Annotated in this window: 11 protein-coding genes; 8 read left to right on the top strand and 3 right to left on the bottom strand. The window is 69.0% G+C overall.

Annotation, left to right across the window (positions count from 1 at the left end):
- Positions 1 to 1,415: acyl-CoA carboxylase subunit beta (locus tag FXN61_RS41460; RefSeq protein WP_167979327.1), on the top strand; the 1,415-nt coding region annotated here is incomplete at its 5' end.
- Positions 1,416 to 1,421: 6 nt separating this feature from the next.
- On the opposite strand, the gene FXN61_RS41455 is transcribed toward FXN61_RS41460, so the two are convergent.
- Entirely contained in the window at positions 1,422 to 2,051 is a 630-nt protein-coding gene (locus FXN61_RS41455; protein ID WP_167979326.1) for a winged helix-turn-helix transcriptional regulator, read from the bottom strand.
- A 46-nt stretch (positions 2,052 to 2,097) separates the two neighbouring features.
- Positions 2,098 to 2,811: a TetR/AcrR family transcriptional regulator gene (locus FXN61_RS41450; protein ID WP_167979325.1), complete on the bottom strand. Its 714-nt coding sequence runs from the start codon at positions 2,809 to 2,811 to the stop codon at positions 2,098 to 2,100.
- Between the two features lie 167 nt (positions 2,812 to 2,978).
- Here FXN61_RS41450 and FXN61_RS41445 point away from each other — a divergent pair, with 167 nt between their 5' ends.
- Positions 2,979 to 3,383, top strand: a complete 405-nt coding sequence (locus FXN61_RS41445) for an SgcJ/EcaC family oxidoreductase (protein ID WP_167979324.1) — start codon at positions 2,979 to 2,981, stop codon at positions 3,381 to 3,383.
- A gap of 131 nt (positions 3,384 to 3,514) precedes the next feature.
- Here FXN61_RS41445 and FXN61_RS41440 read toward each other — a convergent pair whose 3' ends face one another.
- Entirely contained in the window at positions 3,515 to 4,759 is a 1,245-nt protein-coding gene (locus FXN61_RS41440; protein ID WP_167979323.1) for a cytochrome P450 family protein, read from the bottom strand.
- A gap of 240 nt (positions 4,760 to 4,999) precedes the next feature.
- Between FXN61_RS41440 and FXN61_RS41435 the strand changes: the two genes are divergently transcribed.
- From FXN61_RS41435 to FXN61_RS41415, 6 genes are all read left to right on the top strand, one after another.
- Positions 5,000 to 6,160, top strand: coding sequence for an epoxide hydrolase family protein (locus FXN61_RS41435; protein WP_167979322.1), 1,161 nt, complete (start codon positions 5,000 to 5,002; stop codon positions 6,158 to 6,160).
- 31 nt (positions 6,161 to 6,191) lie between these two features.
- Complete coding sequence (locus FXN61_RS41430) at positions 6,192 to 7,334, top strand: FAD-dependent oxidoreductase (protein ID WP_312878409.1); 1,143 nt, start codon at positions 6,192 to 6,194, stop codon at positions 7,332 to 7,334.
- The gene (locus FXN61_RS56000) at positions 7,331 to 7,579 is read left to right on the top strand and encodes a hypothetical protein (protein WP_312878408.1); all 249 of its coding nucleotides are present in this window, start codon (positions 7,331 to 7,333) and stop codon (positions 7,577 to 7,579) included. The genes FXN61_RS41430 and FXN61_RS56000 overlap by 4 nt, the downstream gene beginning before the upstream one ends.
- Positions 7,580 to 7,611: 32 nt before the next feature.
- Positions 7,612 to 8,895 carry a nucleotide disphospho-sugar-binding domain-containing protein gene (locus tag FXN61_RS41425; RefSeq protein ID WP_167979321.1) on the top strand — a complete coding sequence of 428 codons (1,284 nt, stop codon included), beginning with the start codon at positions 7,612 to 7,614 and terminating at the stop codon, positions 8,893 to 8,895.
- Between the two features lie 108 nt (positions 8,896 to 9,003).
- Entirely contained in the window at positions 9,004 to 9,390 is a 387-nt protein-coding gene (locus FXN61_RS41420) for a VOC family protein (RefSeq protein WP_167979320.1), read from the top strand.
- 235 nt (positions 9,391 to 9,625) lie between these two features.
- A complete protein-coding gene (locus FXN61_RS41415) occupies positions 9,626 to 10,792 on the top strand; it encodes an epoxide hydrolase family protein (RefSeq protein WP_167979319.1) in 1,167 nt (388 codons plus the stop codon).
- Positions 10,793 to 10,908 lie beyond the last annotated feature (116 nt).

Here is a 10,908-nt window from a genome sequence, read left to right as displayed (position 1 = left end):
ACCCCGGCTCGTTCGTCGAGGTCGAGCCGTTCCGCCGCCACCTGGGCGCGGGCCTGCGGATGCCGTCGCTCGGCCCGCACACCGACGGGGTGGTCGCGGGGTCGGGCACGGTCGACGGCCGGCGGGTCTTCGTGTACGCACAGGACTTCTCGATCCTCGGCGGCTCACTCGGGGCCGCACACGCCACCAAGATCCACAAAGTGATGGACCTGGCGCTCGCCACGGGCTCGCCGCTGATCGGCCTGAACGACAGCGGTGGCGCGCGGATCCAGGAGGGCGTCATGGCCCTGGACGGCTACGGCGGGATCTTCCGCCGGCACGTCGAGGCGTCCGGGGTGATCCCGCAGATCAGCGTGATCCTCGGTCCGTGCGCGGGGGGAGCGGCCTATTCGCCCGCCCTGGCCGACTTCACGTTCATGGTCAGGGGCACCGCGCAGCTGTACCTGACCGGGCCGGACGTCGTGCACGCGGCCACCGGCGAACGGGTCTCCCACGAGGAGCTGGGCGGCGCGGAAGTCCACAGCAGACAGTCGGGCGTGGCCACGTTCGTGCACGAGGACGAGCAGAGCTGCCTGGACGAGGTGCGCTACCTGCTGTCGATGCTGCCGAGCAACAACCTGGAAAGCCCGCCGAGCTCGCCTGTCGCGGATGCGACGGGCGACGAACGCCCAGCGCTGGCCCGGATCGTGCCGGTCGAGCCCAACAGGCCGTACGACATCCGTGCGGTGATCACCGAGCTGGTGGACGACGGGGACTTCGTCGAGCCGCACGAGCACTGGGCGCCCAACGTGGTGTGCGCGCTGGCGCGGATCCGCGGCACCGTGGTCGGGATCGTCGGCAACCAGCCGCTCGTGCTGGCCGGCGTCCTGAACATCGCGGCCGCGCAGAAGGCCGCGAGGTTCGTCCGCTTCTGCGACGCCTTCAACATCCCCCTGGTCACCCTGGTCGACGTGCCCGGCTTCCTGCCGGGAACCGGCCAGGAGCACGACGGGATCATCCGGCACGGCGCCAAACTGCTGTACGCCTACTGCGAGGCGACCGTGCCCCGGATCCAGGTGATCCTGCGCAAGGCCTACGGTGGCGCCTACATCGTCATGGACTCCCGGTCCATCGGCGCGGACTACGCCGTGGCCTGGCCCACCAACGAGATCGCGGTGATGGGCGCGGAAGGCGCGGTGAACGTGCTGTTCCGCAAGGACCTCGCGGCCAGCACCGACCCGGAGGCGTTGCGCGCCAACCTGATCCGCGAGTACAAGTCGGACCTCGTGCACCCGTACTACGCGGCGGAACGCGGCCTGGTGGACGACGTCATCGATCCGGCTGACACCCGCGCCGTGGTGGCGAACGCCCTGGAGATGCTGGCGGACAAGAGAAAGAGCCCCACCCCCAGGAAGCACGGCAACGTCCCGCTGTGACGCGGCTCAGGCGGCGCCGATGTTCCGCGGGTACGCGAACAAGCCCGGCAGCCGCTCGACCGCCGCGCGGTCGCCGAAGACGCTCATGTCCCCGGAACCGACGAGCTCGGTGAGCGACCGCTTTCCGCTCAACAGGGCGTGCAGCACCCGCACGCTGGTCTCGACCGTCGCGTCGGGATCCCTCGCCAGCCCGCGGCTCAGGCTGATCCGCCGGTCGGCGACGCGCATCCGGAAGTGCTCACCGGACAGGCACAGCCCGAGGTCCACTGTGACGTTCCCGGCCGCCGCGGGGGAGAACAGGATGCTGAGCAGCAGCACCTGCGAGTCCTTGCTGCGAGTGCCGGTCAGGGACAACGAGGGCGACCGCAGGGCCCACCGGCCGAACCCCTCGATCACCGTCTCCAGCTCGCGGCCGTACGGGGTCAGTTCGTAGATCTGGTGGCTGGCAGGCGGAGGGAGCGTGCCGTGCCGGACGATCCCGGCATCGCCGAGCTCGCGCAGGCGCAGGGTCAGGATGTTGGGACTGATGCCCGGCAGCCCGGACCGCAGGTCGGTGAACCGTTTCGGGCCGAGCAGCAGCTCGCGGATCACGAGCAGCGCCCAACGCTCGCCGACGAGGTCGAGTGCGTGTGCCATCACACACCCATCAGCATAGGAACGTTTGGCTCGCATGCGTTCGAGGCTAACGGCGAGCCGACCGGGAGTCTTCTCCGCCGCTGCTGTCCATCGGCATTTCCGCCGCGGCACCGATGTCGCGGGCGAACCGCTCGGCGGACGCCTCGACGGACCGGGCCGCGGTTGCCAGCTCGTCGCCTGCGCCCACCATCAGCCCCACGAGTTGCGCTTCGAAGCACGGGCCCGCCTCCAGCGGCGGGATCAGGTACCCGCCAAGCTCCAGGGTGACCAGGCCGTGGGTCGCGTTCCACATCTGGTGCGCGACCAGCTCGGCGTTCGCCTGCCGGAAGCGGCCTGTGGCGATGCACCGGCTCGCGCACTCGACCACGTTGACCAGCGTGTAGCGGCCGTGGTGGCGGTCCTGCTCGCTCAACGAGAAACCGCCGAGCGAGGACGCGCCGAACATCACCGCGTACAGGTGCGGGTTGGCTTGGGCGTTGTGCCGGTACGCCCGGCCCAGCGTGGCCATGTCGGCCACCGGGTCGTCGGTGTGCCCGACCTGGGTCATGTGCCGCTGCAACCGGGCGAAGCCTTCGTGCACGATCTCCCGCACCAGCCCGCTCATTCCACCGAAATGGGTGTACACGGCCATGGTCGAGGTTCCGGCCGCCGCCGCGAGTTGCCTGGCGGACAACGCCTGCGGCCCCTTCTCGGCAAGCAGCCGGGCGGCCATGTCGATGAGCGCCGGTCGGGCTTTCGGGTCGGCTCGGCGAGGACTCACCTGGCCAGTGTGGCACACCGTGCGTCGGGCGATTCACTTTGCTGGCAAGGCAATCAGGGAGATGCGGGCGGCGGGCCGCGGCTGGCATCGTGGGTCCTGACCGCTCGGCTGCACCGGCCGTTGTGCACAGTTCCCTGCCACACCGAGGAAGTGGAGACGAGAACGACATGACCACGAACGTTGGCAGTGACCAGGAAGCTGTCGCCGCCGTCCCCGGCCGGATCGTCGCGGCCTGGGCTGAGCAGGACGGCGACGCGTTCGCCAGGACGTTCACCCCGGACGGGACGATGATCCTGCCCGGGGTGTTCCAGAAGGGACAGGACCAGATCCGGGAGTTCATGTCGGACGCCTTCGCGGGGCGCTTCAAGGGAACCCGGGTCACCGGCGAGCCGATCGATCTCCGTTTCCTCACACCGGATTCCGCGTTGGTGATCACCAGGGGCGGTGTGCTGGCGCCGGGGGAGACCGAGGTGTCCGCCGACCGCGCCATCCGCGCGACCTGGGTGGTGGTCAGGCACGACGGCGACTGGCGGCTGGCCGCCTACCAGAACAGTCCCGTGGCCGCGCCCTGACCGCTCCGAACACCGATCCGCCGCTGGTTCCCCCGGAGACCAGCGGCGGATCTCTTGTGGACAGTCTGTTGTGGATGTGGACATCCCGGTGTCCCGGCCGGTCGTGACCGGCCGGGACGCGCGGACGCCGGTCAGCCCGCGGCGACCGGAACCGGGGCGTTCGTGAGGATCACGGGCAACGTGTTGTGGCCGTTCATGATGAACGTCCCCTGCGAGTCGAGCTCCTCCGGCTCGACGGCCAGCCGCAGGTCGGGGAACCGTTCGAACAGGGCCGGCAGGGCGATCCTGGCCTCCAGGCGGGCGAGCGGCGCGCCGAAGCAGTAGTGCGTGCCGTAGCCGAAGCTCAGGTGTTCCTTGTTCTCCCTGGTGACGTCCCACTCCTCCGCGGAGTCACCGTGCACCTCGGGGTCCCGCCCGATCGCGCCGTACCCCATCAGGATGGGGTCGCCCTTCGGCACGGTCACCCCGTCGAGGTGGAGGTCCTCCACGGCGAAGCGCAGCGGCAGCATGTTGAGCGGCGACTCCAGCCGGAGCGTCTCCTCGATGACGTCGTCCCACGACACGCGCCCGTCGGCCACCATGGCCCGCTGCTCGGGATGCGTGAGCAGCTTGAGCACGGCGTGCGTGACGAGGTTCATCACCGTTTCGGAGCCGGCGCCCAGCGCGACGAACAGGGTGCCGATCAGCTCGTTGTCGGTCAGCTGGGTCTCGCCGACGGCACTGACGAGGTCGCTGGTCAGGTCGTCGGCCGGATGCGCCCGCTTGGAGGCGATGAGCTTGCCGAACTGTTCGTGCCAGTCGCGGATGTTGGCCTCGGCCTCCTCCGGGGTGAGCGACGAGTCCGGCGTCTTCTCGCCACCGCGCAGAACCGCGGCCCGGTCCTCCTCGGGGACGCCGAACAGGTCGCAGATGATCGTCGCGGGCAGCTGGTAGGAGAAGTTGCGCTTGAGGTCCGTCACCTCACCGGGAGGAGTCGCGGCGAGGTTGTCGAGCAGCCGCTGCACGGTGCGTTCGATGTAGGGCTGCATGGCCCGGACGCGCTTCGGCGTGAACGCCTTGACGACGGGCCGGCGCAGGCGCTGGTGCTCTTCGCCGTACGCGGTGGTCATGTTCTCCATCGTGGGCCAGCTGGCCAGCGGCCAGTCCGCCCCGATCTCCCCGCTCATCCAGGCGGGCCAGTGCATCCGCGGGTTCTTCGACACCTTGGGACTGGTCAGCAGCTCCATCGCCAGGGCGTGGCCGACCACGACCCATCCCCTGATGTCACCGGGAAGCTGGACCATGGCGATGCCAGAACCCTGTTCCCGCAACGATTTCGCTTCGCCGTGCACGTCCTGACCGGTCACGTCGAGTTTGTACGGGCAACGGCCTTCCATGCACGCCTCCTGCGCTGACGGGGTTTCCTTCTGTCGCCCTCGACGTTAGGCAGCCGTGCGGGGACGGGGCATCTTCGATGATGCGGGCTTGCCGGACGGCCGGAGGTGGTGGGGAAAGGAGCGTTGCTGCGCTTCTTCCTCCATGCCGGACGGACCGCATGTCAGAAGATGCGGCAGCGGAAAAGCCGGTGGAAGTGTCGACGGGGTCGACCAGGAGTCCCCGTGCGACAAGGAGCCGGCATGAAGCCTTTCCGAATCGAGATCCCGCAGGCCGACCTGGACGACCTGAACCGCAGGATCGCGGATGCCAGGTGGCCGGAGCGGTTGCCGGACACCGGCTGGGACCGCGGCGTCCCGACGGCGTACCTCAAGGACCTGGCCGAGTACTGGCGCACGTCCTACGACTGGCGTGCCGCGGAGGCGGAGCTGAACCGGTACCCGCAGTTCATGACCGAACTGGACGGTGCGAACGTGCACTTCCTGCACGTCCGGTCACCGGAGCCGGATGCGACGCCGATGCTGATCACCCACGGCTGGCCGGGATCGGTGGCCGAGTTCACGAAGGTCATCGGTCCGCTGACCGATCCGCGCGCACACGGCGGAGACCCGGCCGACGCCTTCCACCTCGTCATCCCGTCCATTCCCGGGTACGGCTTCTCCGGTCCGACGCCGCAGACCGGGTGGGACCTGATGAGGGTGGCGCGGGCGTGGGCCGAGCTGATGCGTCAGCTCGGTTACGGCAGCTACGTGACGCAGGGCGGTGACTTCGGCGCCCCGATCTCGATCCTCGTCGGACTGGTCGATCCCGAGCACGTCGCGGGTGTCCACCTCAACATGCTCGCCACCACGCCCAGCGAGGACCCCGCAGACCTGGTGGACCTGAGCGAGACCGACCAGGCCAGGCTGGCGCACTCGCAACGGTTCAACGACGAGCTGTCGGGCACGATGAAGCTGCATTCGACGCGCCCGCACACGGTGTCGTACGCCCTGACGGACTCGCCCGTCGGGCAGCTGGCGTACATCGTCGAGAAGTTCAAGGACTGGACGGACTCCGAGCGGGTGCCGGAGGACGCGGTCGACCGCGACCAGTTGCTGACCATCGTCACCATCTACTGGCTGACCGGCACCGCCGGCTCGTCGAACCAGACCTACTACGAGTCCGCCGCGCAGCTGCCGATCAACCTGCCGGTCGGCAGGTACCCGACCATCGAGGCCCCCATGGGCGTGGCGGTCTTCCCCCGAGCCGCGTTCGTCGCCATCCGCCGGTTCGCCGAGCGGGACTTCCCGACGATCGTGCACTGGACGGAACACGACCGCGGCGGGCACTACGCCGCCATGGAGGAACCCGACCTGTTCGTCAGCGACGTCCAGGCCTTCGGCCGGCTGCTGAAGAAGGACTGAACAGACCTAGTGCCCCAAGGAAGAGGAGGCCATGTCCAAAGGCCGGATCGGAAATCGTGCCGTGGTCCTCGGCGGGAGCCTGGGCGGGATCCTCGCGGCCAGGGTGCTGGCCGACTTCTACGCCGAGGTGCTGGTCGTCGACCGCGACCAGGTGCTCGGCGTCAGCGAACCCCGGCGCAGCACCCCGCACACGATCCACGCGCACGCCCTGCACGCCCGTGGCCACCAGGTCCTCGAAGAGCTGTTCCCCGGTCTGACCGACGGCCTCGTCGCGGCCGGGATCCCCACCTGCGACCTCGCCGAGATGCACTGGTACCTCAACGCGCGGCGACTCCGGGCCGCGCACACGGGCCTGCTCTCGGTGATGGCTCCCCGGCCCGTTCTGGAGGCGCACCTGCGGGCCTCGGTCGCGGCACTGCCGAACGTCACCTTCCTCGAACGGCACTCCATCCTGGGTGTGGTGGCGAGCGCTGACCGCGGTCGCATCACGGGAGTCCGCGTCGCACCGGGCGACGGCGAGGACGACCTGCTGCTGACGGCCGACCTGGTGGTGGACTGCACCGGCCGGGGCTCACGCACCCCCGTCTGGCTGGAGGAGCTGGGGTACCGGCGCCCGGAGGAGACGACCGTCAAGATCGGCCTGGCGTACACGACGCGGCACTACCGGCCGTACCCGGGAATGCTCGACGGGATCCCGTCGATCAACCAGATCGCCGGACCGTCCCACCCGCGCGGCGCGTTCTTCGGCAAGATCGGCCCGGACCTCGTGAACCTGTCGTTGACCGGTGTCCTCGGTGATCACCCGCCGACCGACCCGGACGCCTTCCTCGACTTCGTGCGCAGCCTGCCGGTGCCGCAGATCTACGAGACCGTGCGCGAGGCCGAACCCGTCAACGACCCGGTCAGCTTCCGGTTCCCGGCCAGCGTGCGCAGGCACTACGAGAAGCTGACCAGGTTCCCCGAGCGCTACCTCGTCCTGGGCGACGCGGTGTGCAGCTTCAACCCCGTCTACGGCCAAGGGATGAGCGTGGCCGCGATGCAGGCGATGGCGTTGCGCGACCGCCTGCGGCTCGGCGTCACGCCGGACGCGGGCGAGTTCTTCACCGAGGTGTCCCGCATCATGACACGCCGTGGGAGATCTCCGTCAGCGGGGACCTGGACTTCCCCGGCGTGACCGGGCCGCGACCGCTGAAAGTGCGTGTCGGCAACGCTTACATGGCGCGTCTGCAGTACGCGGCGACCAAGGACCCGAAGGTCACCGAGGGCTTCATGCGCGTGGCGGGCCTGCTCGACCGGCCGGACGCACTCATGCGTCCGGCGATGCTGCGTCGTGTGTTGCGGCACGCCGTTCTGCGGCCCGCACCCGGAGCACCCCTGCCGGCGAGTGCCCGCGCACCCGGCACCAGTTCCACCGCCTGACCCGATCACCCCTCGCGGAAAGAGAGAGCCAGATGCGTGTGCTGTTCGTGGTCGCTCCGTTCAAGGCGCACTTGTACGTGATGACGCCCGTGGTGTCGGCGTTCGTCACCGCAGGGCACGACGTCCGGGTCGCGGCCGCACCGGACCTCCTCGACACGATCGGGGCGATCGGGTTCACCGGAGTTCCGGTGGGCAGGGCGATCCCGATGGATCCGATGATGTCGTCGACCGAGCCCGACCGCGGCCCTGACAGGTCGGGCCTGCCCGTGTACAGGCCGGCGCAGACCGACTACCGGTTGGTGAAGGACCCGCTCGAGGAGCTGCGGCTGACGGCGTTCGGGTCCAGCACCCTGTTCCACCACGAAAGCATCTACGACGATCTCGTGCAGGTGGCCAGGGACTTCCGCCCGGACCTGGTGATCAGGGACCCGTTCATGTTCGGAGCGTCGTTGGCGGCCCGTGAGGCCGGCGCGTTCGACGCCCGGATGCTGTGGGGCACGGACGCGTTGGCGCAGCTGCGTGCCGACGTCTACGGCGAGGGCGGTGGCCTGCATCGCAGCGAGGGCAAGGAAGACCCGATGCGCGACTGGCTGGCGCCCGTCCTCGAGCGGTACGGCCACAAGTACGACGAGGGCGTGATGATCGGCGAGCGGACCATCATCGGCTGGCCCTCGTGGACCTACCGGCCCAAGGACGTCGACTACGTCCAGACGCGGGCCATCGCCTTCCACGGTCCACACAGGACAGAGAAGTGGATGTACGAGCAGCCCGAGCGCCCGCGGGTGTGCATCACCCAGGGCATCTCGCACCGGGACTACGACTTCGGCCGGACCGCTTTGCTCGACACCTTGTTCGAGGCGGTCGCCGACCTCGACGTGGAGGTCGTCGCGACGTTCAACGGCCGGCAGATCGCCTCGGCGACCACGGTGCCGGACAACGTCAAGGTGGTCGACTTCGTGCCGTTCAACGTGGTGCTGTCGACCTGCTCGGCCATCGTCCACCACGGCGGCTACGGCACGATGGCGGCCGCGCTCGTGGCGGGCATCCCGCAGCTGATCATCCCCAACATCTACTGGAACGAGAAGTGGTGGGCGTCGATCGCACTGGCCAACGGGCTGCAGGAGCAGGGTGCCGGTGAGTACGTCGCCGACGCCGACCAGCTCACGGCTGACCTGCTGCGGGAGAACCTCGTGCGGGTGCTGACCGAACCGAGCTACCGCGAGAACGCCGCACGGCTGCGTGACGACCACCTGGCCAGCCCCACCCCCAACGACACCGTCAGGGTCTTCGAGGAGCTCGTCGCCGCCCGCGCCTGATCTCCCTGGAACTCGCCAGGCCATGGATGTCGCTTCCCGGCCCGCGGCTTCGACCTCAGGGTGAGGGGTCCGTTCAGCGGGCCCGACGATGAGACGATTGGACTGGACATGGGTCTTCCCGTGGTGCATTTCGAGATCATCGGGAGCACTCCCGACAAGCTGCGCGACTACTACGGCAGTCTTTTCGACTGGCAGTTCAGCACCGGTGACGCCATCAGCGAGAAGGTCTCGCAGCCGGGGAACTACCACTTCGTGGACGGCAGCACGACCGGTGACGGGGACGGGATCAACGGCGGCGTCTGCGGTGGCGAGGGCTTCGAGCACCGGGTGCTGTTCTACGTGGGCGTGCCCGACGTGGAGGAAGCGCTGAGCAAGGCCGAGAGCCTGGGCGGCCAGCGCCTGCTGGGCCCCGAGCCGAAATCGGGAGAGTTCACCGTCGGGCAGTTCATCGACCCGGAGGGCAATGTGGTCGGCGTCGCCGGCCCGTCCGCCTGACCTGTAGAAGGAACCACATCGAGGACCTGCTGTGCCAATCGGCGCGGCAGGTCCTCGATCATGTGCGACTGCCTTCGGCAAGGTGTCGATTTCTTCGAAAAAGGCAATCTTGTTTTTGTCTTCTTCGTTGGTGCCGAATAGTCGTCAGCTCCATTGCCCGGCCGCCGCGGCGCCGCTTAGTTTGTTTCGGGAGGCCCGCCCGTTCATTCACTTTCGGCACGGCTGGAGGACGGATATGAAGCCTTTCCGGATCAATGTCTCGCCGGAGGCGCTGGCCGATCTCGACCGTCGGCTCACCCACACCCGCTGGCCACCGGAGTCGCCGGGCGACGGCTGGGACCGCGGTGTGCCCGTCGGGTACCTGGCGGAGCTGACCGACTACTGGCGCACCGAGTACGACTGGCGCGCGGCCGAGGAGGAGCTCAACCGGATACCGCAGTTCACGACCGAGATCGACGGCGTGCACGTGCACTTCCTGCACGTGCGGTCACCGGAACCGGAGGCGTTGCCGCTCGTCCTCACACACGGCTGGCCCAGCTCGGTCGTCGAGTTCCTGGACGTGCTCGGCCCGCTGACCGACCCTGCCGCGCACGGCGGTGACCCCGCTGACGCGTTCCACGTGGTCGTTCCGTCCATCCCGGGGTTCGGGTTCTCCGAGCCCGCCCGCGAACCTGGGTGGAACATCAACCGCGTCGCCAGGGCGTGGGCGGAGCTGATGCGGCGGCTCGGGTACGACCGCTACGGCGCCCAAGGCGGCGACTTCGGCTCGTTCGTCTCCTTGGAACTGGGGCGGATCGCGCCCGATCACGTGGTCGGAGCGCACTGCAGCATGCTCATCGCACCGCCCTCTGGCGACCCGGCGGAACTGGTCGCGCTCAGCGAGGCGGACCAGCAACGCCTCGGGCGGCTCCAGCGGTTCGAGAACGAGCTGAGCGGCTACTTCAAGCTGCAGGCCACCCGCCCGCAGACGGTGGCCTACGCCCTGACCGACTCACCGGTGGGGCAGCTCGCCTGGATCATGGAGAAGTTCTGGGAGTGGACCGACTCCGCGACCGCTCCGGAGGACGCCGTCAGCCGGGACCGCCTGCTCACCAACGCGATGATCTACTGGCTCACCGGCACCGCCGGACCGTCGGCGCAGATCTACCGCGAGTACGTGGAGGAGCTGCAGACGGGGTCCAGCAGCGAACCGATCGAGGTTCCCGTCGGGGTGGCGGTGTTCCCGCACGACCTGTTCGTTCCGGTGAGGCGGCTCGCCGAACGCGATCTGCCCACGATCGCCCATTGGACCGAATTCGACAGGGGCGGTCACTTCGCGGCGCTCGAACAACCGGAACTCTTCGTCGGTGACGTTCGAGCTTTCTTCCGTGACCGAAAGGGCAGGAATGCGGCAGAAAGGTGACATGTGCGTCGCGGTTCTGGGCGCCTCCGGTTTCGTGGGCACGGCGGTGACGGCGGCGCTGGCCCGCCGTCTCGTCCGGGTGCGCGCGGTCTCCCGTCGTCCCGCTCGCGCGCCGG

It is taken from the genome of Lentzea indica, assembly GCF_012184385.1.
GTDB classification, from domain to species: domain Bacteria; phylum Actinomycetota; class Actinomycetes; order Mycobacteriales; family Pseudonocardiaceae; genus Lentzea; species Lentzea indica.
This window is presented reverse-complemented; position numbering and strand designations above follow the sequence as displayed.

Coding starts and splice junctions, on each gene's coding strand:
- FXN61_RS41420 (WP_167979320.1), top strand. CDS start 9,004: ATGGGTCTTCCCGTGGTGCATTTCGAGATCATCGGGAGCACTCCCGAC.
- FXN61_RS41415 (WP_167979319.1), top strand. CDS start 9,626: ATGAAGCCTTTCCGGATCAATGTCTCGCCGGAGGCGCTGGCCGATCTC.
- FXN61_RS41425 (WP_167979321.1), top strand. CDS start 7,612: ATGCGTGTGCTGTTCGTGGTCGCTCCGTTCAAGGCGCACTTGTACGTG.
- FXN61_RS41445 (WP_167979324.1), top strand. CDS start 2,979: ATGACCACGAACGTTGGCAGTGACCAGGAAGCTGTCGCCGCCGTCCCC.
- FXN61_RS41455 (WP_167979326.1), bottom strand. CDS start 2,051: ATGGCACACGCACTCGACCTCGTCGGCGAGCGTTGGGCGCTGCTCGTG.
- FXN61_RS41440 (WP_167979323.1), bottom strand. CDS start 4,759: ATGGAAGGCCGTTGCCCGTACAAACTCGACGTGACCGGTCAGGACGTG.
- FXN61_RS41430 (WP_312878409.1), top strand. CDS start 6,192: ATGTCCAAAGGCCGGATCGGAAATCGTGCCGTGGTCCTCGGCGGGAGC.
- FXN61_RS41435 (WP_167979322.1), top strand. CDS start 5,000: ATGAAGCCTTTCCGAATCGAGATCCCGCAGGCCGACCTGGACGACCTG.